Annotated in this window: 27 protein-coding genes; 14 read left to right on the top strand and 13 right to left on the bottom strand. The window is 75.1% G+C overall.

Translation table 11 applies throughout. The annotated features are described in order from the left end of the window. Window positions 1–135: 135 nt before the first annotated feature. The gene (locus AB0N04_RS16150; RefSeq protein WP_360206393.1) at window positions 136–1581 is read right to left on the bottom strand and encodes an MFS transporter; all 1446 of its coding nucleotides are present in this window, start codon (window positions 1579–1581) and stop codon (window positions 136–138) included. A gap of 71 nt (window positions 1582–1652) precedes the next feature. Here AB0N04_RS16150 and AB0N04_RS16145 point away from each other — a divergent pair, with 71 nt between their 5' ends. Then, a complete protein-coding gene (locus AB0N04_RS16145) occupies window positions 1653–2669 on the top strand; it encodes a helix-turn-helix domain-containing protein (RefSeq protein ID WP_360206390.1) in 1017 nt (338 codons plus the stop codon). A 235-nt stretch (window positions 2670–2904) separates the two neighbouring features. Here AB0N04_RS16145 and AB0N04_RS16140 read toward each other — a convergent pair whose 3' ends face one another. Next, complete coding sequence (locus AB0N04_RS16140; RefSeq protein ID WP_360206387.1) at window positions 2905–3678, bottom strand: isocitrate lyase/phosphoenolpyruvate mutase family protein; 774 nt, start codon at window positions 3676–3678, stop codon at window positions 2905–2907. Beyond that, window positions 3675–4535 (bottom strand): hypothetical protein, encoded by an 861-nt coding sequence (locus AB0N04_RS16135; RefSeq protein ID WP_360206384.1) that lies wholly within the window; start codon window positions 4533–4535, stop codon window positions 3675–3677. The genes AB0N04_RS16140 and AB0N04_RS16135 overlap by 4 nt, the downstream gene beginning before the upstream one ends. 65 nt (window positions 4536–4600) lie before the next feature. Between AB0N04_RS16135 and AB0N04_RS16130 the strand changes: the two genes are divergently transcribed. Beyond that, a complete protein-coding gene (locus AB0N04_RS16130) occupies window positions 4601–5302 on the top strand; it encodes a winged helix-turn-helix domain-containing protein (RefSeq protein WP_360206382.1) in 702 nt (233 codons plus the stop codon). Between the two features lie 98 nt (window positions 5303–5400). Then, complete coding sequence (locus AB0N04_RS16125) at window positions 5401–5997, top strand: DUF4291 domain-containing protein (protein ID WP_360206379.1); 597 nt, start codon at window positions 5401–5403, stop codon at window positions 5995–5997. A gap of 103 nt (window positions 5998–6100) precedes the next feature. On the opposite strand, the gene AB0N04_RS16120 is transcribed toward AB0N04_RS16125, so the two are convergent. The 3 genes from AB0N04_RS16120 to AB0N04_RS16110 form a co-directional block, all read right to left on the bottom strand. Next, complete coding sequence (locus AB0N04_RS16120) at window positions 6101–6607, bottom strand: GNAT family N-acetyltransferase (RefSeq protein WP_360206377.1); 507 nt, start codon at window positions 6605–6607, stop codon at window positions 6101–6103. 252 nt (window positions 6608–6859) lie between these two features. After that, a complete protein-coding gene (locus AB0N04_RS16115) occupies window positions 6860–7645 on the bottom strand; it encodes a DUF4239 domain-containing protein (RefSeq protein ID WP_360206374.1) in 786 nt (261 codons plus the stop codon). A 155-nt stretch (window positions 7646–7800) separates the two neighbouring features. Then, the gene (locus tag AB0N04_RS16110; protein WP_360206371.1) at window positions 7801–8457 is read right to left on the bottom strand and encodes a GPP34 family phosphoprotein; all 657 of its coding nucleotides are present in this window, start codon (window positions 8455–8457) and stop codon (window positions 7801–7803) included. Between the two features lie 198 nt (window positions 8458–8655). Here AB0N04_RS16110 and AB0N04_RS16105 point away from each other — a divergent pair, with 198 nt between their 5' ends. Both AB0N04_RS16105 and AB0N04_RS16100 read left to right on the top strand, forming a co-directional pair. After that, a complete protein-coding gene (locus AB0N04_RS16105) occupies window positions 8656–9183 on the top strand; it encodes a YrhB domain-containing protein (protein ID WP_360206368.1) in 528 nt (175 codons plus the stop codon). A 314-nt stretch (window positions 9184–9497) separates the two neighbouring features. Further along, complete coding sequence (locus AB0N04_RS16100) at window positions 9498–10478, top strand: hypothetical protein (RefSeq protein WP_360206365.1); 981 nt, start codon at window positions 9498–9500, stop codon at window positions 10476–10478. Between the two features lie 47 nt (window positions 10479–10525). On the opposite strand, the gene AB0N04_RS16095 is transcribed toward AB0N04_RS16100, so the two are convergent. After that, the gene (locus AB0N04_RS16095; RefSeq protein ID WP_360206362.1) at window positions 10526–10771 is read right to left on the bottom strand and encodes an amphi-Trp domain-containing protein; all 246 of its coding nucleotides are present in this window, start codon (window positions 10769–10771) and stop codon (window positions 10526–10528) included. A 335-nt stretch (window positions 10772–11106) separates the two neighbouring features. Between AB0N04_RS16095 and AB0N04_RS16090 the strand changes: the two genes are divergently transcribed. After that, window positions 11107–12198 (top strand): vWA domain-containing protein, encoded by a 1092-nt coding sequence (locus AB0N04_RS16090; RefSeq protein ID WP_360206360.1) that lies wholly within the window; start codon window positions 11107–11109, stop codon window positions 12196–12198. A gap of 168 nt (window positions 12199–12366) precedes the next feature. On the opposite strand, the gene AB0N04_RS16085 is transcribed toward AB0N04_RS16090, so the two are convergent. Then, a complete protein-coding gene (locus AB0N04_RS16085) occupies window positions 12367–13857 on the bottom strand; it encodes an alpha/beta fold hydrolase (protein WP_360206357.1) in 1491 nt (496 codons plus the stop codon). Between the two features lie 298 nt (window positions 13858–14155). Between AB0N04_RS16085 and AB0N04_RS16080 the strand changes: the two genes are divergently transcribed. The 3 genes from AB0N04_RS16080 to AB0N04_RS16070 all read left to right on the top strand — a co-directional run bounded on the left by AB0N04_RS16080 (window position 14156) and on the right by AB0N04_RS16070 (window position 15695). Continuing rightward, entirely contained in the window at window positions 14156–14875 is a 720-nt protein-coding gene (locus AB0N04_RS16080; protein WP_360206354.1) for a DUF4232 domain-containing protein, read from the top strand. 91 nt (window positions 14876–14966) lie between these two features. Next, window positions 14967–15197, top strand: coding sequence for a hypothetical protein (locus AB0N04_RS16075; protein WP_360206351.1), 231 nt, complete (start codon window positions 14967–14969; stop codon window positions 15195–15197). Window positions 15198–15395: 198 nt separating this feature from the next. Then, window positions 15396–15695, top strand: coding sequence for a DUF4193 domain-containing protein (locus AB0N04_RS16070; RefSeq protein ID WP_360206348.1), 300 nt, complete (start codon window positions 15396–15398; stop codon window positions 15693–15695). 235 nt (window positions 15696–15930) lie between these two features. On the opposite strand, the gene AB0N04_RS16065 is transcribed toward AB0N04_RS16070, so the two are convergent. Beyond that, window positions 15931–16245, bottom strand: coding sequence for a DUF4267 domain-containing protein (locus tag AB0N04_RS16065; protein WP_360206345.1), 315 nt, complete (start codon window positions 16243–16245; stop codon window positions 15931–15933). 198 nt (window positions 16246–16443) lie between these two features. On the opposite strand from AB0N04_RS16065, the gene AB0N04_RS16060 reads away from it, so the two are divergent. Beyond that, entirely contained in the window at window positions 16444–17100 is a 657-nt protein-coding gene (locus AB0N04_RS16060) for an isoprenylcysteine carboxylmethyltransferase family protein (RefSeq protein WP_360206343.1), read from the top strand. A gap of 165 nt (window positions 17101–17265) precedes the next feature. Here the strand turns inward: AB0N04_RS16060 and AB0N04_RS16055 are convergent, their stop codons facing one another. After that, window positions 17266–17415 (bottom strand): hypothetical protein, encoded by a 150-nt coding sequence (locus tag AB0N04_RS16055; protein ID WP_360206340.1) that lies wholly within the window; start codon window positions 17413–17415, stop codon window positions 17266–17268. Between the two features lie 233 nt (window positions 17416–17648). Further along, a complete protein-coding gene (locus AB0N04_RS16050) occupies window positions 17649–18179 on the bottom strand; it encodes a MarR family transcriptional regulator (RefSeq protein WP_360206337.1) in 531 nt (176 codons plus the stop codon). Between the two features lie 97 nt (window positions 18180–18276). Between AB0N04_RS16050 and AB0N04_RS16045 the strand changes: the two genes are divergently transcribed. The 3 genes from AB0N04_RS16045 (at window position 18277) to AB0N04_RS16035 (ending at window position 21213) form a co-directional block, all read left to right on the top strand. Next, window positions 18277–19173, top strand: coding sequence for an NAD-dependent epimerase/dehydratase family protein (locus AB0N04_RS16045; RefSeq protein ID WP_360206334.1), 897 nt, complete (start codon window positions 18277–18279; stop codon window positions 19171–19173). Window positions 19174–19725: 552 nt separating this feature from the next. Continuing rightward, window positions 19726–20463 (top strand): methyltransferase domain-containing protein, encoded by a 738-nt coding sequence (locus AB0N04_RS16040; RefSeq protein WP_360206332.1) that lies wholly within the window; start codon window positions 19726–19728, stop codon window positions 20461–20463. A gap of 99 nt (window positions 20464–20562) precedes the next feature. Continuing rightward, on the top strand, window positions 20563–21213 hold the full coding sequence (locus tag AB0N04_RS16035) for a maleylpyruvate isomerase family mycothiol-dependent enzyme (protein WP_360206329.1): 651 nt from the start codon (window positions 20563–20565) through the stop codon (window positions 21211–21213). A gap of 95 nt (window positions 21214–21308) precedes the next feature. On the opposite strand, the gene AB0N04_RS16030 is transcribed toward AB0N04_RS16035, so the two are convergent. Next, window positions 21309–22682 carry a chloride channel protein gene (locus tag AB0N04_RS16030; protein WP_360206326.1) on the bottom strand — a complete coding sequence of 458 codons (1374 nt, stop codon included), beginning with the start codon at window positions 22680–22682 and terminating at the stop codon, window positions 21309–21311. Between the two features lie 547 nt (window positions 22683–23229). Here AB0N04_RS16030 and thpR point away from each other — a divergent pair. Next, entirely contained in the window at window positions 23230–23847 is a 618-nt protein-coding gene (gene thpR / locus AB0N04_RS16025) for an RNA 2',3'-cyclic phosphodiesterase (protein WP_360206323.1), read from the top strand. Window positions 23848–23960: 113 nt separating this feature from the next. Here the strand turns inward: thpR and AB0N04_RS16020 are convergent, their stop codons facing one another. Next, on the bottom strand, window positions 23961–24683 hold the full coding sequence (locus AB0N04_RS16020; RefSeq protein WP_360206320.1) for an SDR family oxidoreductase: 723 nt from the start codon (window positions 24681–24683) through the stop codon (window positions 23961–23963). Window positions 24684–24932: the final 249 nt, after the last annotated feature.

Genomic DNA, 24932 nt, shown 5'->3' with positions numbered 1-24932 from the left:
ACCGGGCCGACCGGCGCGTCCGTCCGTGCACCGCGGCCCGCCGGACGGCGGCCCCGCTCGACCCCGCGATCCGCGCCGGTCCGGCGGACCGGCCGGCGGCGCCGACCGCCCGGCGGTGTGATCGGTCCGGCGGTGTCAACGGTCCGCAGGGCCGTCCGGGCCGCCACCAGCCCCGCCGCCAGGCCGGCCGTCCACCTCGCCGTCCGCGGGGACGACAGCGGGGGCGACGGCGGGCAGGGTGCGGATCGCCGGGATCGCGAACAGCGCCACGCAGCCGGCCAGGCAGGCGAGCGCCGAAACCAGCAGCAGGTGCGCGGGGGAGGCCAACGCGGTGGCCGGCCCCGCCAGGATCTGGCCGAGCGCGATCCCGGACACCGAGCCCGCCAGCTCGTACGCGGTGACCCGGTTGAGCACCGCGGGCGGGGTGTGGGTCTGCACGCTGGTCGCCCACATGACCGACCAGAAGGCCCAGGCGCCGCCGCCGAGGACGTGGCACACCAGCAGCACGGGCAGCCCCGCGCCCAGTCCCACGCCCAGCGGCAGTACCGCGTACAGCACCATCGCCGCCGCACCGGCGGCCAGTGGTCGGGCCGGGCGCAGCCGCAGCGCCAGCAGGCCGCCGACCACCGTCCCCACGCCCAGGAAGGAGACCGCCAGCCCGTAGGCGTCGGGGCCGAGGCGGGTGCCGACCAGGGCAGAAGCGAGCGGCACCAACGGGCCGAACAGCAGCACGCCGTAGCCCACCCAGATCAGGATCACCGCCCACATCCAGGTGCGCGCGCGGAACTCCTGCCAGCCCTGGCGCAGGTCGCTCCGGAACGATCCGCCGCCTCGGCCGGGAGAGTCGGCGCCGGTCCGGGTGCCGACCCGCACGAGGGCCAGGCACAGGGCGCTGACGAGGAAGGTGCCGGCGTCGATCGCGTACACGGTACCGGCGCCGGCGAGGGTGATCAGCAGCCCGGCCAGGGCCGGGCCGAGGAGTTGGGCGAGCGCGTCGGCCACCTTGAGCGTGGCGTTGGCCCGCTGCGGTTCGCGGGCGACCAGCGGCACCATCCCGTTCACGCCGGGCTGGAACATCGCGGTGGCCGCACCGGCCAGGGCCGCCATGGTGACCAGCAGCCAGAACGGCGGCGGGCCGGCGAGGAACGCGGCCGCCAGCACGCCCTGGGTGAGCACCCGGGCGAGGTCGGCTCCGACCATCATCCGGCGGGCGCCGATCCGGTCGGCGAGCACTCCGCCGAACAGGACCAGGGCGACGACCGCCGCGGTCCAGGTGCCGAGCACGAAGCCGACCCCGGAGACCCCGTACAGCGCGCCGACCGCGAGGGCGGCGGCCACCGGCATCATCGCGTCGCCGAGCAGCGAGACCGCGCGGGCGGTGAAGTAGAGGGTGAAGCGCCGGTCCCACAGCGGGGGCCGGCCGGGCGGCGGTGCGGGCGGAGCCGGAGGTGCGGCCGGGGACCCCGGTCGGGCCGACGGTCGGGCCGCGGGCTGGGTCGCGGGGAGGCCCGCGGCCAGGGGCCGGCGCCGCGCCGGGGGCAGCGGCAGGGGCCGGGGTCGGGGAGTCGGTGCGGTGGTCACGCACCGATACTGGTCTGGACCACTTGCCCGGCCCCAGTGTCCCGACCGACACGATCGGGTACTTTCACGCCATGACGCTCCGTCCGCCGCCGAAGCCCCCGGAACTGCACCGTGTCGTCGCCCTGCTGCAGCCCCCGCAGCCGACCTTCCCGCTCGCCTGCGCCAGCGAGGTGTTCGGCGACCACGGCCCCGCGGTCCCCGCCCGCTACGCCTTCGAGGTCTGCACCGAGCACCCCGGCCCGGTGCGCACCGAGGCCGGCTACGACCTGGTGGTCACGGCGGGCCTGGAGGCACTGGAACGCGCCGACACCGTGCTGGTCCCGGGCTGGCCACGGCCGGCCGACACCGAGGTTCCGCCCGCGGTGGTGGAGGCCGTCCGCCGGGCGCACCGGCGTGGCGCGCGGATCGTCGGCCTCTGCTCGGGAGCGTTCGTCCCCGCCGCCGCCGGACTGCTGGACGGCCGGCGGGCCGCCACCCACTGGGCCCGGGCCGCCGAACTGGCCGCCCGCCACCCGCAGGCCCGGGTCGACCCCGCCGTGCTCTACGTGGACCACGGCGACGTCGCCACCAGTGCAGGCTCGGCGGCCGGCGTGGACCTCTGCCTGCACCTGGTCAGTGCCGACCAGGGCGCCGCGTACGCCATGCGCGTGGCCCGGCAGATGGTGATGCCGCCGCACCGCGAGGGCTGCCAGCTCCAGTACGCCGATCTGCCCACCTCCGGGCCGGTCCCCGACTCGCTCGCCCCGCTGCTGGAATGGCTGTCAGGACACCTCGACCAGCCGGTCAGCGTCGCCGAGATGGCGCTTCGCTCGCAGGTCTCGGCCCGCACGCTGACCCGGCGCTTCACCGAACAGCTCGGCGTCAGCCCCGGCCGTTGGCTGCTGGACCGGCGGATCGCCGCGACCCGGGCGCTGCTGGAGGAGACCGATCTGCCCGTGGAGACCATCGCGCGCCGCGTCGGCCTCTCCTCGGCCGTCAACCTGCGTCGCCGCTTCCACGAGGCCCTGCACACCACGCCCGCCGCCTACCGGCGCGCCTTCCGCGCCAGCGCGCCCGGGCAGGTCGGTCGGGCCGTTCGGGCCGGATAGGCGGCAGCCGCCGACGCCCTGGACGCGGATCCACGCGGAGCGCGGCGAGAACGTCCCGTGGCCCCGCCCCGGTAGCGGGGCGCCCACGGCACCGCACCCGTCGGCGCACGGGTGCGGTTCGAGGGCGGCCCGCCCGGCCGCGCCCGCACCCCCGACGACGTCGTCGCCGGGCCGGCCGCGCGGCTCGCCCGGCGACGGACCCCCGTGAAGGCCCCCGACCCGCAGTCCCGGCCCCTCAGCGTTCGCCCAGCGCCTGCACCTGCGCGTACCCCGGCACCGGGCCGACCGGCGCGCCCGTCCGCACCGCCCTCGCCGCGTCGACGGCCGCACCCAGTGCGGCGCGGTAGAGCAGCGAGCCGAGGCTGACCCGGGCCACGCCGAGGTCGGCGAGCTCGGCGAGACCCGGGCCCTCGGGCGACCAGAGGACGTTGAGCGGGGCGGTCAGCCGGCCCGCCAGCTCCGCGATGGCGCCGGGTGTGGCCAGCCCGGGCACGAACACGCCGTCGGCACCCGCGCGTTGGTAGGCGTCGAGGCGCCGGGCGGTCTCCGGGCCGGGGTCGGCCTGCCCGGTCCAGTAGGTGTCGGTACGCGCGTTCACGAACAGCTCCGGCACGGCCGCCTTCACCGCCGCGACCTTCGCCGCGTGGACGGTGACGGGCCCGAGCGTGCCGTCCGCCCGGCCGTCCTCCAGGTTGATCCCCACCACCCCGGCCCGGGCCAACTCCACGGCCAGTGCGGCGACTTCCTCCGGGTCGTCGCTGAAGCCGGACTCCACGTCGACACTGAGCAGGAAGCCCCCGCGCCCGAGCCCGCGGGCCAGCCGCAGCGTCTCCTCACGGGTGGCGGCCGCGCCGTCGGGCAGGCCGGCCGCGGCCGCCACCCCGAGGCTGGTGGTGCCGATCGCGGTGAACCCCTCGGCGGCCAGGGCCGCCGCTGAGGCGTGGTCCCAGGCGTTCGGGAGCAGCAGCGGCCGGCCGGGCCGGTGGTGCAGGGCGGCGAACGGGGTCATCGTGATTCCTCTCCGAGAGCGGAGGCACCGTGCAGGATGCCGCCGGCGATGGCCAGGGCGTGCGCCCGGCCCGGGCAGCTGCGGGGCGACGCCCCGAAGGTGAGCGGTTCGCGGTGCGGCTCCTGGGCGGCGACGAGGTCGAGCAGCACCGGCGTCCCGGCCGGCAGCGCGACCCCGGCCACGGCGGTGTCCCGGGCGGCGACCCGCCGCATCACCCGCACCGGCGGGTCATCTCGCAGGGCAGCCTCCAGGCCCGTCCCCCGGCGTGCGTGCTCGACCAGGGCGGCCGTGGCCTCGCAGGCCTGGACGAGCAGACCGATCCGGTTCGCGGCCCGCTCCTGCCCGGCCCCTTCCCATCCGGCGCTTTCCCGTCCGGCGCCTTCCTGGCCCGTGTCCTCCCCTCCTGCGCCCTCCTGCCCCGGGTCCTCCTGCTCGGCCCCCGCCTCCCCGCACCCCATCGCGGGCAGCAGCCTCGCCACCGCCGCGTCCGCCTCCGGATCGTCCGGCGCGTCCGCGAAGTACGCCCGCGCCACCAGCACCACGTCCCGCGCCACCGCCTCCGGCTCGGCCAGCCCGAGCTGCGCGGCGAGCGCCCGCACGACCCGCAGCCGCACGTCGGACGCACACCCGGTCGCCGCGGCCCGACGCAGTGCACCGGGGTCCAGGGAGGCGAGGTCGGCCTCGACCAGGGCGCGGCGCCGGGCGTGGACTTCGCCCGAGCCGAACCGGGCCACCCGAGCCCGCAACCAGGCCACCCCACCCGGCGGCCCGTCCGCGGCCGGAGGCGGCACCAGGGATGCGTCCGCCAGGGCCGCGATCACGTCGTCGTAGCGGTCGAACACGATGGGTTCCGTCATGCCCGCCACGCTAGGACCACGTCGTTTCGGCCCCGGCCGAACCGTTCCCGCGCGACCATGGGGGCATGTCGCTCGCCCGCTTCGCCGCCCTGCTCGCCGACCCCACCCGCGCCGCCTTCTGCACCGCGCTGCTCGACGGACGCGCCTGGACGGCGGGCGAACTGGCCCGGCACGCCGGCGTCGCGCCGTCCACGGCCAGCGAGCACCTGTCCCGGCTGATCGAGGGCGGCCTGCTGGCCGAGGAACGCCAGGGCCGGCACCGCTACGTCCGGCTGGCCGACCAGACCGTCGCCACCCTGATCGAGGACCTCACCGCCTTCGCGGAACGCGGCGCACCCGCACCGCGCACCCTGCGCGAGGCCACCCGGCTGAGTGCCGAGGCCCGTGCCCGGACCTGCTACGACCACCTGGCCGGCCGCCTCGGCGTGGCCGTCGCGGACGCCCTCCTCGACCGCGGGCTGCTCGCCGACGAGGCCGGCCTCACCGTCACCGAGCACGGCCGCGCCTGGCTGGCCGAGCAGGCCATCGAGCTCCCGCCCCGCGCGGGCCGCCGGGGCGCCCGCCCGGTGGTGCGCAGCTGCCTGGACTGGACGGAGCGCCGCACCCACGTCGGCGGGGCCCTGGGCGCGGCACTGTGCCGCACGGCGCTGGACCGGGCCTGGGTGGAACGGATCGGCTCCGGCCGAGCCCTGCGGGTCACCCCGTCCGGCACCCGGGCACTGCACGACCTCCTCGGCGTCCGACCGGAGGCGACAGCCGCTCGGTGACGCCCCGGCCCTCGGACGCACTTCACCGGGTGCTCGGCCGGTTCCATCCCCTGGTAATTCGATGGCGCGAAGCGCACCCACCATCGACCCTGGTCACCGTGTCAGTACCCAAGCACCAGATCCGCGCCCTCCATACGCCCACCACCGTGACGGTCTACCAGGCGTACGCGCCGGAGATCGGCCTGCCCGCCGCACTCGACGGCCGCCGCTTCCCCGCGGCCTGGCGGCGGGACCGGATGACGTGGATCAAGCCGTCGTTCCTCTGGATGATGTACCGCTGCGGATGGGCCGCCAAGGAAGGCCAGGAGACCGTCCTCGCGGTCGAGATCACCCGCGAGGGCTTCGAATGGGCCTTGGAGAACGCCTGCCTGTCGCACTACGAGCACGGGCTGCATCCCGACCGCGCAGGCTGGAAGCGCCGGCTCAAGCGTGCCCCGGCGCGCGTGCAGTGGGACCCCGAACGCGACCTGCACCTCCAGCCGCTCGCTCACCGCTCCCTGCAGCTCGGCCTCGCCGGTGAGGCCGCCGAGCGCTACGCGGACGAGTGGATCGTCTCGATCAGTGACGTCACCACGCTCGCGCACACGATCCGTGCCCACGTCAGGGACGGAGCTCTCGACGCCGCCCGCCGACTCCTCCCCGCAGAGAGCCCCTACCCGGCGGGTGACGGACTGCTGGCGCATCTGCGCGGCTGAGCCGTCACCGACGACCGGCGCCTGCGGACCCCTCGTCAGCTCGCCCCGGGCCCCGGGGTGGCGCTTCACGCGCAGCAGGTGGTCGAACACGACTGGTCGGACGTCAAGCCAGGGGCGTCGGGCGGAGGTCGGCCAGGTCGCGTCGGTATGCGAGGGCGGCCCGGTCGTCGAGGCGGAACTCGTGCCGGACCTGGAAGCCGTTGCGGGCGAGGACCGCCTGCGAGGCGGGGTTGTCGAGGGTGGTGGCGGCGGTGAGGAAGTCGAGGCCGTAGACGGTGGCGGCGAGCCGGCAGACCTCGGCGACGGCGGCGGAGGCGATGCCGCGGCCGGCGGCGGATTCGGCGATGCGGTAGCCGAGTTCGGCGCCGCCCTCGGCGAGGTCGACCAGGTTGACGCGGCCGAGGAGTTCCCCGCCGGCGTCGCGCACCACGTGGAACCTGCAGGTGCCCCCGGTCTGTTCGGCGAGCAGGGCGGCGTGGCGGGCCGGGAACTCGGCGAAGTAGGCGTCGCCGCGGTCGGGGATGCTGCGGGCGAAGTACGCGCGGTTGGCGCGCTCGAACGCCAGCAGGGCCTCGGCGTGGTCGGGACGCAGGAGCTCCAGGGTGGGCATCCGGCCAGTCTGTACCTCGGGGCTTCGGTGAACCACCGGATTTCCGGCCCGGCGCCGGACGCCGGGCCGGATGCGGCGCTGGACACTGCGTCGGACGCCGGGCCGCCGTCCGCGGTGGCGTCCGCCTCACCCGGTGGACGCAGCCCGTCCCGGAGGGAAGGCTCCGGCCAGGGATGTCCGCAATCACCCTGCAGTGCAAGCAATATGATGATTCATCAGCAAAGGGTGTTCACGCCGGTTCCGAAGACCAGGTCACCAGAACCGGGCGAGCGCACTGTCCTTGAACGGCTGCGGGGAGACGCTCATGTACCCGGAGAACGGCCGGTCGAGGACGATGACCAGGAGCAGGCTGAAGCCGACGAGCGCGGCCACCGAACCGACGAACAGCAGCCGCATCCGCCGGCTCCGGATGCCGTACAGGAAGGTGGTCAGCGTGATCACCACGGCACCGCCGAAGATCAGCACCTGCAGCAGGGTCGGCAGCTGGCCGTGGCTCACGGCGATCCGGGCCCGCCGCTGGGCGGCGACGTCGTTCAGGCTGTCCAGGGCCTTGGCGTAGAAGGCCTGTTCGGAGGGGGTTTCGGGCTGGTAGTCCGCGAGGGCCCCGTACATCCCGTCGAGCGCCCGGGTGGTCACCGCGGAGTCGCCCTTCCCGGCCCGCATCAGGGGCCACTGGTCCTCGACGACGGCGTGTACGTAGCCGTGGACGGCCGCGTACACCGCCTCCCGGGTCGCGGGCGGGAAGGCCCGGGCGTCGCGGGCGATCTGGGACACCGCGGTTGCCTCGGTGGACACGACCCTGCCCGTGTCCTGCAGCTCGGTCCACAGGTTGACGATGACGAACGCCAGGATGATGCCGTAGATCGCGCCGAACATCCCCAGCACCACGCCGACCATCTCGTTGTGCTCGCCGTCCGCGAGCGCCGGGAACCGGCGCGCGGCCAGGACGCTGCCCGCCAGGGCCAGCAGCACGAAGCCCCCGACCACCAGCACCGCCAGGGGCGCGGCCGGGGTGTGGTTCAACAGCCAGAGCTCCACGGTGCTCCTCGACGGCCGGTCGGCCGGATGCGGTGGTCAGGGTGGCTTGCCGTGCTGGTCAGGCCATTCCCGCGGCCCGGGGCGGGCTGCCGGGCCCACGGCCGAGGCTAACCCGCACCCGGGCGCGCGGCGCCGGAGAAACCCCGGGGCGCCCGTCAGCCGCCGCCCATCCCGCCCTGGGCGGCGACCATGGTCAGGTTCAGCCCGGACACCGCCCGGGCCAGCCCCGGGGCGGCCTCGACGGCGACCCGGTCGGTGAACGCGGCGATCCGGTCGGCGTGCTCCCTGCGGTCGTGGCGGGAGATCACCAGCCGCAGGTGCCCGTGGGCGGCCAGGGCCGCGAGCACCGCCTCCTCGTACGGCACGTCGGCGACGGGGGCGGTGCCGCGCACGAGCCCGGCCACCCGCACCTGGAGGTCCAGGGCCTCGCGCGGGTCCTCCATCGCCGCGGCGCGCCGCGGCGCGACCGGGCCGTAGGGGTCGCGGTCCGTCACGGTCATGACGCCGAGCACCGCGAGCCGTTCCTCGACGGCCTCCAGGGTGTCCTCGCGCCCGCGCTTGATCCACGACTTCCAGGTGCGCTGCTCGCCGCCCAGGTCGGCGACCAGCGCGTCGAGCACGCCGTCCCCGGTGGGGTCGGCGCGGACGACCCGGACCCGGCCCCCGTCGTCCTCGGCGGCGGCACCCCGGCGGGCGAGCTCGGCCAGGGCCGCGGCGCGCACCAGGAAACCGGCGCGGGCGCGGTCCTGCAGGGTCCGGGCCTCGGTGTCGAAGGCCAGCAGGTAGGTGGCCAGATGCAGTGCTCGGCTCATGGCACCGACGATACGGCGCGCCCGACCGCCCGCCGTCAGCCCGCAGGACGGACTGCCCCTCCACCCGCAGGACCACCCGTCCGGCCGCCGTCCTCCTCCGGTCGGTACGCCCCCCGCGCCGGAGCGCCCGCCGTGCCCCGCACCCCGTGCGCCCGCGGGCCCGGGAAACCCGGTTGACGCGGGGTGGAGCATGGAACGGTGATCACCAGGGACCGTGCGGTCGAGCTCGTGGAAGCCCAACTGGCCCGCCAGCGGGAGGAGTCGCCGGCCGAATGGTCCTTCCCCGAGCTCGCCGTGGCCGGCGCGCAGGAGCACGAGGTCGGATGGCTGCTGGCCGTGGACTCGGCGGAGTACCTCCGCACCGGCGACCTCCGCCTGCGGACCACCGGCTGGTGCGGGACGTACCTGGTGGACCGCTTCGACGGCAGCGTCCACTGGTTGTCCCCGCTCGCGTACACGGACGACTGGCAGGAGCGCTACCTCCGCCAGGTCAAGGGCGGCACCGGCTTCGACCCGCTGGTGATCGCCCTGCGGGAGGTCCTCCGCACCAGCGGTACGGCGGCCGCGATGCAGTACCTGCGCAGGCGGGCACCCGCCCTCGGACTGAGGGAGGCCAAGGACTTCACCGTGGCCGTCGCCAGGGGGGAGCGCCCCGCCCCGGACCTGGTGCGCCTCACCTGGACGGAGGAACCGGACATCGAGACCCTGGCCGGTCCCCTCCCCTGAGCCCCCGCCCGCGTCCCTGCCCCTCGCCTGAGCCCCCGCCCGCGTCCCTGCCCCTCGCCTGAGTCCCCGCCCCCGCCCACGTCCCTGCCGCCGTTCCCGCGTCGCCGTCCGGCTGCCCGCCCTCGCTCCGCCCCTGCCCCCCGCGCCGCCCTCCCGTCCGGCGCCCCGTCCCGCTGCCCCCGCCGCCGCCCGCGCCGCCCCCCACCGGTGCCCGCGGACTGCCCTTCCGGCCCTCCCGGCAGCCGCCGCGAGGCCCTAGTCTCGGCCCCGCCGGGGCCGGGCAGGGACGCAGGGACGTGGAGGGGCTGGGGAGCGTGCGGAAGACGGAGACACCCGCGGTCGCGCCGACACCCGAGACGGCGCCGCGGCGACGAACCCGGGACGCGGCCCCGCACCAGGCCTCGCAGCAGGCCGCCGGCCGGTCCGCGAGCCCGGCCGGACTGGGCGTGCTCCAGCGGACGGTGGGCAACGCCGCGGTGACGCGCCGGATCCAGCGCCAGCAGGACCCGGGGGCGGTCCGGGAGGAGGCGCGGCGCAACGCCGCCGACCCCACCGCGCACGGTGAGTGGGGCACGTTCCGGGCCATGATGGCCCAGGCGGGTTTCCCCGCGGACGTCACCGAGACGGCCTGGCAGCTCGTCCTCGGCGGCATCGCCGAACAGGGGCAGCTCAACGACGAGGCGATGGCGAAGTTCACCGAACGTCAGGAGCAGCGCGACTACCGCGCGTCGAACTCCTGGTACCAGGAGCTGGTGAGGGTCGTCGGCGACTACCTGGAGATCGACACGCCGACGCTGGCCCTGTGGTCGGGCGGCCGGGAGGTCAGCGACTACGCCCGCGCCAAGGGCCACACCCCGCTGGAGTCCACGCCCTTCGGCGGCGTGGTCGACAAGCTGTCCCTGACCCCGGACTGGCTGCTCAAGACGCCCATGTGGAACGTCCTGTCCAAGGCCTTCGTCAGCCGCGCCCGCGGCCCCGTCCACATCTTCCTGCGGGCGTACGACCCCGAGAGCGTCCTCATCGCGCAGGAGGTCCCGCAACTGCGCCTGGTCATGGCGCTGAACCCGGCGGTCAGACTGATCTGGCACCCGGTGTACGCCGATGCCGACGGCCGGCTGATGGAGGTCGCCAACGACCTCGCGCTGACCTCCGACGCCTCGTACCCGACCCGGGACAAGTGCGTGCAGGTGCTCTACGACTACCTGCGGCTCGTCCACGACCCGGCCAACGCCCACTCCGGGCGCGCCCACGCGGAGATGAGCTCCCGCCTCGCGGCCAACGGCAACCCGCAGTAGCAGCGGGCCGCGCCGGGCCCCTCGGCGGTTTCCGTCAGCCGCCGCCGTCAGTCACCGCCGTCCGCCTGCCCGGTCCGCCAGGAGAACTCGATCTCCAGCTCGATCTCGCCGTCCTCCAGCTCGACCTCGATCTCGGTGCGCAGCTCGTCGGGGATCCGCAGCGTCAGCTTCCCGGGCCCGAGCTCCAGCTCGGCCTGGCCGCCGCGTCTGAGCGCGGCCGCCAACGCCTCCAGCTGATCGGCGGCCTCGGCACGCGACAGCGTGCGCTTCTGTTCGAACTCGAGGTCCTTCACGGGACGCCTCCCGGGACGGTGGAACAACAGGTGCCTCCCCATTCTCACGCCGCACCCCGCCGGCGGCCCGGCGGAGCCCGCCGGGCGCCCGGAAACCGGCCCGCGAGTGCGTCCGAAGAAATGGTCCTTCCGCCCTCGCCGGGCGGATCCGACGTTCGCCCGGCGCAATTCAGGCCGTGTGGTCCGCCAAGGGGCGGCACCTTCTCCTCCGGTGAATTCCGGCCCCGTGAAACCCCAGGTCAGGGGGCACTGTCAGTGCCTCCCCATAGTGTTGGAGCAACGTCGGAGGGGGCGCCGGAAAGGCGTCGAAAAGGCGTTGGGAAAGGGGTAGGACCATGTCCGCGAACAGGATCAAGCACAAGGTCAACCACGTTTCGCTGGTGGTCGACAAGTCCGGCTCGATGCGCCAGCACGAGGCGCAGCTGGTCCGTGTGGTGGACGAGTTCGTGAAGGGCCTTCAGGAGGAGTCCGACCGGCTCGGCCACGAGACCCGCATCAGCCTCTACGCCTTCGACCACGAGGTGCAGAACCTCGTCTGGGACATGGACGTCAAGCACCTGCCCTCCCTGAAGGGCCTCTACCGGGTCGACAACGGCGCGACGGCGCTCATCGAGGCGGCCGTGAAGTCCGTCGACGACCTGAAGAACATCTGGGAGGGCTACGGGGAGCACTCCTTCCTCCAGGTCGTCGTCACCGACGGCGAGGAGAACGCCTCCGGCTGTTCGGAGAGCGGCCAGATGCACACCCGCATGAAGGCCGGCCAGGGCGCCGCCGTCCTGAGCGCGTGGAAGGACCGCATCAAGGGCGCCCTGGACGACCTGCCCGAGCACTGGACGTCGGCGATCCTGGTGCCGAACTCCCTGGCCAGGCGCACCGCCCAGGAGTACGGCTTCCCCGCGGGAAACATCGCGATCTGGGACGCCGACTCGGGCAAGGGCGTCGAGGAGGCCATCGGCACCGTCAAGACCGCCGCCACGAGCTTCCTGCGCGGCCGCGAGCAGGGCGTGCGCGGCACCAGGAACCTCTTCACCATGGGCCACGACCTCAACACCGCCGACGTCGCGGCCAACCTCGACGCCCTGGACACCGGCAGCTACATCCTCGTCCCGGTCGACCAGCCGAGCCCGATCCGCGACTTCGTCACCCGCTCCGGGCACGCGTACAAGACGGGCTGCGCCTACTACGAGCTGTCCAAGCGGGAGAAGATCCAGGGCAGCAAGCAGCTCGCCGTGGCGGAGAAGGACCCGGCCACCGGGCAGATGACCGGCCGGGTGTTCTCCGGCCCGGCCGCCCGCCGGCTCCTCGGGCTGCCGGCCTCGGAGGTCACCGTGAAGCCGGGCGAGAACCCGGCGTACACCGTCTTCGTCCAGTCGACCTCCGTCAACCGGAAGCTGGTCCCGGACACCAAGCTGCTCGTCATGCTGTAGCCGCGACGACCGCCCGTGCCGCCGGCCCCGGAACACCGGGCCGGCGGCACGGGCGGTCGCGCAGCCGTCAGGTCGCGCGGCACGGTGGTCGAGCGGTACGGCCGGTCGCGGGGCCGGAGACCGCGCAGCCACGCAGCTGCGGGGTCGCGCGGCACGGGCGGTGGCCGGTCAGTCGGTGCAGACGGTGCCGGCCGCGGGCAGGGCGAGGGTGGTCAGATAGCGGTTGGTGGCCGCCGCGGCGCACTTGGAGACCAGGAACAGGCTGTAGTCGTCTCCCTCGTGGCCGAGCACGACACTGCCGGGCAGCTGTCCGGCCATCGCCGCGCCCGCCTGGAACGGGGCGAGGGCCTGGTGGGTGGACTGCAGGATCAGTGCCGCCGGCGCGCCGCCGACCGGGCCGCCCGCCTTGACCGGCCGGGCCGGCACGGGCCAGCCGAGGCATCCGGCCACCGCCTTGTACGAGCGCACGGCGCCGCCGAGGTGCGGGGACACCCGGGCGAGGTCCTGCTGCAGACGGGCCAGGTCGTCGAAGGTGCGCACCGGCGAGGCGTTGTCCAGGCAGGCCGGCACCTGGACCTGGACCGGGTCCATGGTGTCGTCGGAGTCGTGGGTGAAGTCGATCGCGTTGGGGCGCTGCGGGTCGGTGGCCTTGACGATGGCCTCGGCCAGTTCCCGCCAGGCGGGGAACGTCAGGGTGAGGAAGCCCTGGGTGGCCTCGCGGATGTCCTCGCCCGTCAGCGGCTGGTGGGCGGAGGAGCCGGTGGGGACGGGCGAGCGGTCGGCGGCGGCGACGAGACCGTCGTACACGGTTGCGACGTCCTTGCCGTGCAGGGCGCAGTCCGCCGCGGCGGTGCACCAGGCGGCGAAGCGGTCGAAGGCCTCCTCCGCGGCGGCCGCCTCCTGGGTGATGCGGGTGAGCGGAGCACCGGTGTCGTCCAGCGCGGTGTCGAGGACCATGCTGCGCAGCCGGCCGGGGTAGAGCTCGGCGTAGGTGCGCCCGAGCAGCGTGCTGTAGTGGATGCCGTACCAGTCGACCTGCTGCTCGCCTAGGCCGATCCGCACCGCCTCGAAGTCCCGCGCGGTGCTGGTCAGGTCGACGTTGGCGGTGAGCTGGCCGTTGCGGCGCCGGCAGTCGTCGGCGAAGGCCCGGTTGTGGGCGGCGAGCGCGTCGAAGGCGGCCCGGTCCTTCGGGAAGTGGGTGACCCCGGCGGGCTTGAGCGGCTCGCCGCAGACGATCGGCGTGCTGTGTCCCACCCCGCGCGGGTCCACCGCGACCACGTCGAACTTGCGGGTCATGTCCCCGGCGAACTGCGCGAATCCGATGTGCATCGCCAGCCGCAGCTGCTCGATCGAGGAGCCGCCGGCACCGTCGTTGAGGAGCAGGCTGCCCTGGCGGTGCGCCTGGTCGTCTGCCGGTCGGCGGACCAGGGAGAGGGTGAGGTCGGCGCCGCCGGGGCGGGACCACTCCACCGGCACCCGGATGGTGCCGCACTGCATGCCGGTGAAGTCGGTGTCGGCACAGGCGTGCCAGTCGATGCGGCTCGCCCGGCCTCCGTACCCGCCGTCCTCCGGCTGGGCGATCGCCGGGACGGCGATGGCGGTGGTGATCGCGGCGGCCGCGGCGGCGATCCAGCGGCGGGCGGTTCTGGTGTGCGTCATGGGGGAGGTCCTCGCTCTTCCTCGGGCCGAGTGCCCGGCCCGGCGGTTCATGCCGCACAGACTGGCGGTGGCGGATGTCCACTTCCCAGACCGATCGGCGGCGGGAACTGTCCACTCCTGTCCGCACCTGCCCACCACCCCCACCACCGCCACCACCCCCACGACTGACGGAATGTCACGGTCCCGTCTCTGTCATGTCCTGACGACTGTGACGCCACCGGTGCCACCGAACTCGCCTGACCCGTCGTCATCCTGGGTGTCCGAAGCAGTCAGCACGCACCGCCACCGGGGAGTCCTCATGTCCGTCCGTCACCGCCGCCCGCTGCTCGCCACCGCCGTCCTCGTCGCCGGGGCCGGACTCGTGCTGACCGCCTGCGGACCGGACAACGCGGACCCGGCCGCCGGGCCGACGGCCCCCGCGAAGAGCGCGGCGGCCACCGCGCCGGCGACGCCCGCGCCCCCGGCGACGGGCGCCCCGGCCACCGGTGCCCCCGCGACGGGTGCACCGGCAACGGCCTCGCGCCCCGCCACCCACACCCCGCCCGCCACGGGCGCCGCCCCCGCCGCCGACCACCCGTGCGACATCCAGAACCTCACGATCCGGGTGACCGCACGCCAGGGGGCGCCGACGCAGCGGGTGATCGAGGTGCACAACACGGGCGCGAACGCCTGCACCCTGAGCTCCTCCCCGGGGGTCGACCTCGGCAACTCCGCCGCGCGCGACCAGAGCAACAACCTCAGGCCGGTGCTCGCCAGCGGCACCGCGCGCTTCCCCGTCCCCGCCGGCCAGAACGCCTATGCCGTCATCGACCTCAACCCCGGCGGCGCCACCACCGGCACCGCCCCCGGCATCAACGAAGTCAACGTGCTGGTCGACCAGGACGGCACCAACATGCCCCTCGCCAACACCCACAACTTCCCGCTCGACGGCGGCACCAGGGTCCTCAACCCCACGATGGGCCTCTACCGCCCCACCGTGCCCGAAGCCGTCACCTCCCTGGCCGCCGCCGGCAAGTGACCCGCCCCGACACCACCCCGACACCACCCTCCCGGCGGGGCCGTGGGGAAATCGGGGGTGGTCGGGCGGGCGGACTGGCAGACTGGTGATCATGAACGCCGACCGGCGCCCGCTGTGGCAGCCCTTCTCCGAGCCCCTCGTCGACCAGCCCGCGGTCGGGGAGCGCGAGCGGCTCCTCCCGGTGGAGCGCCTGCCGTTCCGGGAACCGTCGGCTCCGGAGCCCGGCATCCCGCGGCAGGGCGCCGCCGGCGGGCGCAGGCCGCTCGGCTCCGGAGGGCTCACCTTCGCCGCGGCCGACGGGGCGCTGCCCGGCGGATCGTGACGCCGTGGACCGGGGTGGGCGACGGCACCTCGACGGGGCCGCGTGTCGGCCTTCGCGCGCCGTACGGTGGGCGAGGTGGGATGGTGGTGCTCGCCACGGGGCGGATCGGCCATGAGAACCTGCCCGGCCGGCACTCCGTCGGCCGGCGGGCGGGACGACCCGCCCGCCGGAAGCAATCCCTGAGGAGAAGGCACCACCTTGGCAACCGACTACGACGCTCCGCGTGACACCGGCGACGAGAGCAGCGACGACAGCATCGAGGCGCTGAAGAGCCAGCGCGACGACAAGCAGAGCTCCGCCGTCGACGTGGAGCCCGAGGCCGTCGAAGGGCTCGAGCTCCCGGGCGCCGACCTGTCCGGTGAGGAGCTCACCGTGCGGGTCGTGCCCATGCAGGAGGACGAGTTCACCTGCATGACCTGTTTCCTGGTCCACCACCGTGCCCAGCTCGCGGGCGAGGACCGCAACGGTCAACCCATCTGTCGCGACTGCGCGTCCTGACCGCCCGGGGAGCCCGTACCCCGGGCCGGCCCGCCCGCGACCCGTCGACGGCAGCAGGCCGCGGGCGCCGGTGAGCCGGGCCCGTCGTGGGGCGGGGGGAGTCCCTTCGTCCGTTCGGGGCGCCCCGGCCGCGGGCGTCGGAAGCACCCGCCGCCACGGGTGATCGCGGCCCTCCGTGCGCGGGAAGTCGGATCCGCCGACTTCCCGCGCACGGCTGCGGTCAGCGCGCATGGAACTACCACGCCGAGGCGAGGTGGAGGACGGCCAGCAGGCCGGCACACACGGCCATCCCCGGGTTGCGCTGCTGCACGCCGATCGCGGAGTCGCCGATCTGGGCCAGGCCGACGATCGCGAGGACCGGGGCGGCGGCGGAGCGGTCGCCGGTCGCGAGGAGGGCGAGCGTGACGGCGGCGAGGGGGATCGCCCTGGCCCCGTAGGCATGGGCGTACAGAAGCGTGCCGCCGTTGACGGCCGTGCCCCTCGGCAGGATCAGACCCGGGGCCGGGGGAGGGTCGCCGCTCACGGGGCCCGGCCGGGGCGGTCCGGACACCTTCGGTGACGGTCCTTCAGATGTCCGTGCGTACCCGGTCGATCGGGCGTGCGCGCGGCCCGGATGCCGGTCCGCGGCGCGCCGAGGCGTTCCGGTGGGCGCTCCCGTGGCCGTTCCCGTGGGCGTTCCGGGGCGGCTCCACCTCCGGGTGGAAGGAGGGCCCTGCGGTCCACCCGCGGGTGGTGGTGGAGCCCTCCGGTGGCGGAGGAGCCTTGGGCCACGGGCTCTCTGCATTCGGCAACCGTCGCGCTCACCTACACGTGCGTCGCGATCTTCTGCGCGGCCTGGACGGCCGGCGTCCTCTACTTCGCGGTCGCGGCTCGTTCCGGCCTCTGCGGATGGCTGCGCGGGCTGCGCCGTTCGATGCTCCGTCGGGTCCTGCTGGTCGGCGGCGGCTACGCGCTGTTCGCCCTGCTCGACCGGACCCGGGACTTCTGGCAACACCTTCGCTACTGGCAGCCGGTGCTCGCCGTCGCGGGCGCGCTGCTGGCGGTGGCGTCCACCGCGCTCCTCCTGTGGGCCCGTTGGGTCCTGGGGGTGATGTGGGCCAGCGTGCCGACCGTCCAGGAGCGGCACGAGCTGCGCACCGACGGCCCCTACCGGCTGGTCCGCCACCCCATCTACACCGGCCTGCTGGGCCTGATCGCCGGGGGGATGGCGGCCTGCGGGTTCGGCGTGTGGATCGCCTACATCCTCGTCGCCGTGCCCTGGTTGCTGCTGCGGGTCCGGGCCGAGGACGCCATGATGGCCGGGCGGTTCGGCGCGGCCTACGAGACCTACCGCGCTCGCGTCCCGGCGCTGGTTCCGCTGGGCCTGCCGGCGGCCTCGGGCCCGGCCGGGCCTCGACGGCGCTGACGGGGCGGTGGCTCACCCCGCCGGGAGTGGGTATCCGCCGGGAGCGGGTATCCGCCCGGAGCGGGCCGTCGCCCGGAACAGCCTCCCACCTGCTGCCGGCCGCGGCAGCCGGGTGTGGACGGGAGCCGCCGGGCCCCGCGGACGGCGGTCCGCGGGGCCCGGTGTTCAGGGCCGGGCGTGCCGGGGCCGGTGGCCCCCGGCCCGCCGGACCCTCCGGGAACGGGCGGCGCGGCGCTCCCCGGCGCGCGGGGACGCCGCGGTCACGGCGGCCGCGACGACGAGCGGGACGACCATCAGCACCATGGCGGCGGACATGCGCACCTCCGGAGCAGGGCTGGACAGATGGTGTCCGCCTGCCCGCCCCGGCTGCGGTCATGTCCTGCTTCACCCGCCCCGGTGACGGAATCACCCGCTCGCCGACCGGATCCTGCGGCCGCGAACCGCCGACCGTGACCCGAAGGCCACGAACCGAAGGCCACGAACCGCCGCCCGCGACTCGAAGGCCACGAACCGCCGGGCGGTCAGCCCTGGCGGTCAGCGCCGACCGGTCACCGCGCGGCGGGGTCCTCGTCGTGGTCGCCGAGGGTGAGCAGGACGCGGCGCAGCAGGCCGGCCAGCTGGTCGCGTTCGGTGCCGCTGAGCCCGGCGAGCTGGCGTTCCTCGCCGGCGAGGTGGTGTTCGACGAGCCGGTCGGTGAGTTCCCGGCCGGCGTCGGTGAGGGAGATCAGCACCCGGCGCCGGTGGGCGGGGTCGACGGCCCGTTCGACCAGGCCCTTCGCCACGAGGTGGTCGATGCGGTTGGTGAGCGCCGCGGAGCTGACCATCACGGCGGCGCTGAGCTCGCCGGCGGTGAGGACGTGCGGGGCGCCGGAACGCAACAGGGTGGCCAGGACGTCGAACTCCCAGGGCTCGACGCCGTGGACGGTCAGGTTCTCCTTGATCCCGCGCTCCAGCAGGCGCGAGGCCCGGGAGAGCCGGCCGATCACGGCCATGGGGGAGGTGTCCAGGTCGGGGCGGACCGTGCGCCACTGGGCGGTGATGCGGTCGACGCCGTCGTGCTGCGGCTGCTGGTCGGTCATGTTCCGAGTCTAACATTTCGACATGGAAGTGTTTGACATCGCGGATCGAGCCCGACTATAGTTTCGACATCGAAATGTTCGACATAGGGGGAACATCGTGAAGGTCCTGCTCACCGGCGCCACCGGCTACATCGGCACCGTCGTCTCCGAGCACCTCGCCGCCGCCGGCCACCAGGTCGTCGCGCTCACCCGCAGTGCCGAGCCGCAGCCCGACCGGCCCTGGCAGGCCCAGGTGGTCGGCGACACGGCCGACCCGGCCTCGCTGGCCGGCGCGGTCACCCCGGAGATCGAGGCGGTGATCCACCTCGCGCCCCCGAGCGGCGACGCCGACGTCGACACCGCCGTCATCGAGGCGCTCGTCACCCCGCTGCGCGGCACCGGCCGGCCCTTCGTCTACACCAGCGGCGTCTGGGTGCTCGGTGCCACCGGCGAGGCCCAGGAGGTCGGCGAGGAGGCCCCGACCGACCCGATCGACATCGTCGGCTACCGCCCGCGGATCGAGCGGCGGGTGCTGGCCGAGGCCGCCGAGGGCGTGCGCGCGGTCGTCGTCCGCCCCGGCATCGTGTACGGCCGTGGCGGCGGCATCCCCGCCATCCTGGTGGACCGGGCCCGGACGCAGGGGGCGCCCGAGTACTACGGCGAGGAGGGCGTGCGCTGGCCGGCCGTCCACGTCGACGACCTGGCCGAGCTGTTCGTGGCGGCCGTCGAGCGCGCCGCGGCCGGCACCGTCTGGCACGGCGTCGGTGAGTCTGCCGTCCCGGTCAGGGACCTCGCCCGGGCCGCCGGTCGCGCCGCCGGGGTGGCCGCCGCCCCGCACGCGGTGCCGGTGGAGAAGGCCGCCGAGGTCTTCGGCCCGCTCTTCGCGGACGCGCTCGCCCTCGACCAGAGCGTCAGCGGCGCCGCCGCCCGCACGATCCTCGGGTGGCGACCGGACCGTCCGGGCGCGGTCGCCGAGGTCGAGTCGGGCTCGTACGGTCCGGTGCCGCAGGGCTGACCGTCCGCCGGTCGCTGCGGTCGACGACGTTCGTGGGCGGCATCCGGTGCGCCGGTGCCGCCCACCGGCCTCGGTCACGCGGCCGGGCGGTCCGTCCACCCGATTCGGCGGAGGGCCGCTGACCTGCTAGTCTTCTTCTCGTCGCGAGGGAGATGATTCCTCGTCAGGCGTCAGCGGTGCTACCAGAGCACGTCCTACTTTCAGTAGGGAGAGTCCGTGCAACCCGGGCCTGGCGCTCCATAGTCGGACGAGGTCCGGCACCCCACCAGGGTGCCGGACCTCGTCCGCGTTCCCGTTCGCATCCGGCCCGTCCGGGGGTGAGGCCGACGGCTCCGGCGGTCCGGTCGACGCGTGCGAGCCCTCCCGCGCGGCCTTCGTCACCCTTCGTGCGGCGGGAACGGCCGTCCTCACTTCGAGTGATCCGGTTCGGCGTGGAACGGCCCACCGGGGCGCCACCCCGCCCTCGTGCGCCTCCCGAACCCCGTTTGCCTCCCGGGCCCCGGCCCGCTACACACCATCCCGACACCGTGCGTGAAACCGGGAGGTCTACCCATGAGCGTGACGAATCGGTACCGGGACAACTGGGAGGGCTTCTGGCGGGACGCCCCCGAGGAGCCGGGGGCGGTGATCTGGGACGCCGAACCGGGCCTCACCGCGGCCCGCCACCTCGAACTGTTCGACCGCCACCTCGCCGACCCCGGTCTGCCCGTCGTCGACCTGGGCTGCGGCAACGGCACCCAGACCCACTTCCTCGCCGACCGGTTCGCCCGAGCCGTCGGGGTCGACCTCTCCACCGCCGCCCTCGACCTCGCCCGGCGCCGCAACCCGCCCGGGCGGGCCGAGTTCGCGCCCCTCGACGCCACCGACACCCGGGCCGTCCTGGCGCTCCACGACCGCCTCGGCGACGCCAACGTGTACGTGCGCGGCGTCATCCACCAGAGCGAACCGGCCGACCGTCTCCCCGTGGCCCGCGCCATCGCCACCCTGATCGGCGAGCGCGGCCGGGCCTTCGTCGTCGAACTCCGCGAGTCGGCCAAGGCCGTCCTGGCCGACCTCGCCCGGGGCCCCGCCGGCCCGCCTCCCAAGCTGCGCCCGGTCTTCGCCCACGGTCTGGCCCCCGCGGAGGTCGCCGACGCGGCCTTCGCCGAGCTCTTCCGCACCGCCCGTCTCACCGTCCTCGCCACCGGTGACCTGCCGCTGACGACCACCGAGTTCACCCCCGACGGCCGGCGGATCGACCTGCCCGCCCAGTGGCTGGTCGTGGCCGCGAACGGGGCCGAGCCGGCCTGACCGCCGGGGCCCGACCGGCGGGATCCATCACTGCTGGTGCTGGACCGCATCATGTCCGTCTATTGGACGGATGGTCAGGCCTGCCGCAGGGTTGCTCCCATGGGTAACGCGACGACTCACACCTACGGGAAGGCCGGGATCCGGGCCATGATCGCGGCGGAACGCCGGGAACTGGCCGATCTGTTCGACGGCCTGCGGCCCGACCAGTGGGAGGAGCCCAGCCTCTGCGCGGGGTGGCGGGTCCGGGAGGTCGCGGCGCACATGTCGACGGGGTTCCGGCTCTCCCTGCCCGCGACGATCCGGGAGCTGGTCAGGGCCCGGGGAAGCCTGCACCGGATGACCGACCGCGTCGCGCGCAGGGAGGCCGCCGCCTGCTCCGCGACCGAACTCGCCGCGTTCCTGCGGGAGGGCGCCCACCACCCCTGGACGCCGCCGGTCGGCGGGATCCGGGCCGCGCTCGGCCACGACGTGGTGCACGGCCTGGACGTCACGGTCCCCCTCGGCCTGGACCGGCGCGTGCCCGAGGAGCGGCTGCGGGTCCTGCTGGACGGGATCCGCCCCGCCGGCCTCAGGTTCTTCGGCGCGGACGTCGACGGGGTGCGGCTGTGCGCCGAGGACCTGGACTGGTCGTACGGTTCGGGCGTCCCGGTGTACGGCACCGCCCAGGACCTCCTCCTGCTCGCCTTCGGCCGCAGGCTTCCGGCCGGCCGGCTCCGGGGCGAGGCGAGCAGCCGCTTCACCGCGGCCTGACCGCCGGCACCCCGCAGGACGAAGGGCCCACGCCGCACGTCCTCAGGCCTCGGGTCCGCGGGTCCTCGGGTCCCGGTCCCCGGCCGGCCCCGGCGTCAGGCCGCGGGTGCGGGAGCGGGCGGCGATGACGCCTCCGGTGCGGGCCCGCCGGGCAGCCGGGCGAGCCGGAGCGTGCCGACGTACGCCACCACCACGGCGACGATCACCAGCGGGACGACGGTCAGACCGGCCTCGCCCAGCAGCAGGGTGGCCAGCATCGTGGCGGTCATCGGCAGCTTCAGCATCGCCACCGTCATCGCGCCCATCCCGATGGCGAATCCGGCGGTGGTGCCTAGACCGGGCAGGTGGGACAGGGCGAGGCCGCCGGTCGCGCCGACGAACACGGCGGGGAAGACCGGGCCGCCGCGGAAGGCGCACAGCGAGGCGCAGTAGGCCAGCGACTTGCACACCAGCAGGACGAGGAGGGTGGCGGCCGTGTAGCCGGCGCTCTGGTCCAGCAGTGGCCCCAGGGCGTCCTGCCCGGAGAACAGCACCCCGGTGGCCGGCCGGTCGGTGATCACCGCGTACACCAGCGCGATCACACCGACGGCGACGCCCATCAGGACGGTGAGCGGCAGGCGGTGGCGGTCCACCACGCCCTGCAGGGCGAGCGAGGAGCGGCGGATCGCCTCCCCGAGCAGCGCGGCGACCACGCCCGCGAGGATCGCCCAACCGAACTCGCCCAGGGTCGGCCGGCCGGCGGCCGGCACCTGGTTCAACGTGAGGGAGTAGGTGCCGAGGCCGGTCCAGGTGCCGAGACCGGTGAAGATCAGCGACCCGATGCCCGCGGCGAGCAGACCGGGCACCAGCACCACGCCCATCACCGGCCCGCCCAGGCCGGACGCCTCCATCAGCAGGAACGCGCCGACCAGCGGCGAGCCCAGCAGCTCGCTGATGGCCGCGAAGCTGCCGGCCGCGCCGATCACGGAGACGGCGCTCGGCGGGGCGTCCCGCTTCAGCAGTCGGACCGCGCCGACCGCGAGCCCGCCGCCGAGGGCGATCAGCGGGGCCTCGGGACCGAGGACCACCCCCAGGCTGAGCGAGACGATCGCCGCGACCGCCACGCCAGGCACCGACGTGAACGAGGGCGTGCCCCCCGTCTTGAGCCCCTCCGCGGGCCGGTGGCCCCCGCCACCCGGCAGGTACCGGATCGTCAGGGCGACCAGGACGCCCGCCACCGCGAGCAGCGGGATCGGCCACCAGTCGGGGGTGCCGTGGAAGCCGAGGCCCTTCGGCAGGTCGTCGAAGACGAGCGACTGCAGCTCGGAGACCAGGGCGAGGAACCCGAACGCGCCGGCCGAGATCGGGACGCCGAGCAGGGCCGAGAGCGCCAGCACCACCAGGTAGCCGGGGGAGCGGACCATCGCCAACGGGTCCTGTGACGCCGCGGCGGGCCCGGTCGGACCGGTGGGGGTGGGTCGGGCCGGCATGTGCATCGTCTCCTCGACGGCTGGCCCGCCGGGAACACCGGTCGCACGGGCCTGGATCTGGTGGGGGCGCGGACAGCGGGTCGGTCGGTTCAGTGCTCGGCGACGACGGGGGCCCGACCGAGGGGCCGGCCCGCGCCGTCGGCGCCGGTCGACGCACGGCGGCTCCGGTCGTCCGCTCGGAAGTGGTGCTCCGGCTCCCGGCCCCCGCCCGGGGGGTGCCCCGGCTCCCGGCCTCCGCCGGCCGCGGTCCGCCCCGGCGGGGCGGGGGACGCCGGCCTGCCCGTGTCCTGGTCGTCGGCCATCGGCCGTCCCTTCTGTGTGGCTGCGCGCCGCAACCGCCGGGCGGTGCGGGTCCGTCCCCCGATCATCGCGGGCCCGGCGGACGGCGGCCGTGAACCGGGCCGTAGGGCGTGTCCGGCCTGCGCGGCGGGCTGCGTGCCCCTCGGTGCCGAAGACCCGAGGGCGGGCGGTCGGGACGCCCCCGGCGCGGCGGACCGGGCGGGCACCGACGGCGCGGACGGCCCGCCCTCGGCTACCCTCCCCCCTCGTGGACGTTTCCCCCGAGCCCTCGACCCTGCGCGTCTTCGTGGCGCTGGCCCCGCCCGACGAGGCCAAGGACGAGCTGGCCCGTGCGCTGCAGCCCGCCTACGCCAGGTACCCGCAGCTGCGCTGGAACCGGATCGAGGACTGGCACATCACCCTCGCCTTCCTCGGTGAACTGCCGTCCACGGCAGTGCCGTCGCTGCGGGCGGTGCTGGCTGGCCGGGCGGCCTCGCACCCCGCCCTGCAGCTGGGCCTGCGCGGCGGCGGCCACTTCGACGAGCGACTGCTGTGGAGCGGGATCGACGGGGACCTGGAGGGACTGCACCGGCTCGCCGCCGACGTCCGGGAGCTGGTGAGGTCCTGCGGGATCGAGTTCGCCGACCGCCCGCTGCGCCCCCACCTGACCCTGGCGCGCTGCCGTCGCGACGATCCCACCAGCGTGCCGGAGGCCGCGGCCGGGCTCGCCGGGTTCGTGGGCAGGCCGTGGCCGGCCGAGCGACTCCACCTGGTCGGCAGCAACTTCGGCCGCGGCCCCGGGCCGATCCGCTACCGCGACATCGAGGCGTGGCGGTTCGGCGCCGCGGTCCGGACCGGGAGCGACAGCGCCCCCGCCGAGCCGTAGCCGTAGCCGGCGAGCCGGCCCGCTCAGCCCTGCCGGCCGGCGGTCCGGCCCGTTCAGCCCTGCCGGCCGGCGGTCCGGCCCGTTCAGCCCTGCCGGCCGGCGGTCCGGCCCGTTCAGCCCTGCTGGCCGGTGGCCGCGAGGACGATCTCGCGGATGGTGACCTCCGGCGGCTGGCGGTACGCGTAGACGATGGCCTCGGCCACGACCTGCGGGTCCAGGGCGCCGCCGGCCGCCTCCTTCCACGCCCGGTAGTCCTCCTTGATCCGCTCGTCGGTGGTGTGGGAGAGCAGTTCCGTCTCCACGGCCCCCGGGGCGATGGTGATCACGCGGACTCCCGAGGAGGCGACCTCCTCGCGCAGGTTCTCCGACATCGCGTGGACGGCGAACTTCGTCCCCACGTACGCGGTGTGGTTCGGGAAGGTCTTGCGGCCGGCGACGGAACTGACGTTGATGACGGTGCCGGCGCCACGGGCCAGCATGCCGGGCAGGACGGCGCGCACCCCGTACAGCACCCCCTTGACGTTCAGGTCGATCATCCGGTCCCACTCCTCGGCGTCCTGGTCCGCGATCCGGCCCAGGAGCATCGCCCCGGCGTTGTTGACGATGGCGTCCGCCGGCCCGAACCGCTCCTCGGCCTCGCGCACCGCCTCCCGGAGCGCCTCGCGGTCGGTGACGTCGACCTTGCGGCACAGGGTCTCGGGCAGGGCGAGCTCCTCGAGCCGTTCCAGTCGGCGCGCGAGCAGCAACAACGGGTGGCCCTGTGCGGACAGCAGCCGGGCGGTGGCCGCGCCGATGCCCGAGCTGGCACCGGTGATGACGATCAGGGGCTTGGACACGGCGGATTCCTCCAGGGAGCGGGCTGGACCGGATCGGGTTCGGATCGGACGCGGACGACGCGTCGCACCCAGAAGACCACCACGGACGGGGCCCCGCGCACCGGCGGCGGGGCCGGGCCGTACGGCGGGATCGTCCGTCCGGTTTCGGTGCCGGGCCGCTGACCTGCTAGTCTTCTTCTCGTCGCGAGGGAGATGATTCCTCGTCAGGCGTCAGCGGTGCTACCAGAGCACGTCCTACTTTCAGTAGGG

This window comes from Kitasatospora sp. NPDC051702, assembly GCF_040681575.1.
Classification (GTDB): domain Bacteria; phylum Actinomycetota; class Actinomycetes; order Streptomycetales; family Streptomycetaceae; genus Kitasatospora.
Note: the sequence above shows the minus strand (reverse complement) of the source record. Positions and strands in the feature narration are given on the sequence as shown.

Bases quoted from the DNA above. Each gene is read 5' to 3' on its own strand.
- AB0N04_RS16090 (WP_360206360.1), top strand. From the start codon at position 11,107: ATGTCCGCGAACAGGATCAAGCACAAGGTCAACCACGTTTCGCTGGTG.
- AB0N04_RS16035 (WP_360206329.1), top strand. From the start codon at position 20,563: ATGGGTAACGCGACGACTCACACCTACGGGAAGGCCGGGATCCGGGCC.
- AB0N04_RS16055 (WP_360206340.1), bottom strand. From the start codon at position 17,415: ATGTCCGCCGCCATGGTGCTGATGGTCGTCCCGCTCGTCGTCGCGGCC.
- AB0N04_RS16075 (WP_360206351.1), top strand. From the start codon at position 14,967: ATGAACGCCGACCGGCGCCCGCTGTGGCAGCCCTTCTCCGAGCCCCTC.
- AB0N04_RS16110 (WP_360206371.1), bottom strand. From the start codon at position 8,457: ATGAGCCGAGCACTGCATCTGGCCACCTACCTGCTGGCCTTCGACACC.
- AB0N04_RS16085 (WP_360206357.1), bottom strand. From the start codon at position 13,857: ATGACGCACACCAGAACCGCCCGCCGCTGGATCGCCGCCGCGGCCGCC.
- AB0N04_RS16145 (WP_360206390.1), top strand. From the start codon at position 1,653: ATGACGCTCCGTCCGCCGCCGAAGCCCCCGGAACTGCACCGTGTCGTC.
- AB0N04_RS16030 (WP_360206326.1), bottom strand. From the start codon at position 22,682: ATGCCGGCCCGACCCACCCCCACCGGTCCGACCGGGCCCGCCGCGGCG.
- AB0N04_RS16135 (WP_360206384.1), bottom strand. From the start codon at position 4,535: ATGACGGAACCCATCGTGTTCGACCGCTACGACGACGTGATCGCGGCC.
- AB0N04_RS16040 (WP_360206332.1), top strand. From the start codon at position 19,726: ATGAGCGTGACGAATCGGTACCGGGACAACTGGGAGGGCTTCTGGCGG.
- AB0N04_RS16130 (WP_360206382.1), top strand. From the start codon at position 4,601: ATGTCGCTCGCCCGCTTCGCCGCCCTGCTCGCCGACCCCACCCGCGCC.
- AB0N04_RS16120 (WP_360206377.1), bottom strand. From the start codon at position 6,607: ATGCCCACCCTGGAGCTCCTGCGTCCCGACCACGCCGAGGCCCTGCTG.
- AB0N04_RS16140 (WP_360206387.1), bottom strand. From the start codon at position 3,678: ATGACCCCGTTCGCCGCCCTGCACCACCGGCCCGGCCGGCCGCTGCTG.
- AB0N04_RS16050 (WP_360206337.1), bottom strand. From the start codon at position 18,179: ATGACCGACCAGCAGCCGCAGCACGACGGCGTCGACCGCATCACCGCC.
- AB0N04_RS16080 (WP_360206354.1), top strand. From the start codon at position 14,156: ATGTCCGTCCGTCACCGCCGCCCGCTGCTCGCCACCGCCGTCCTCGTC.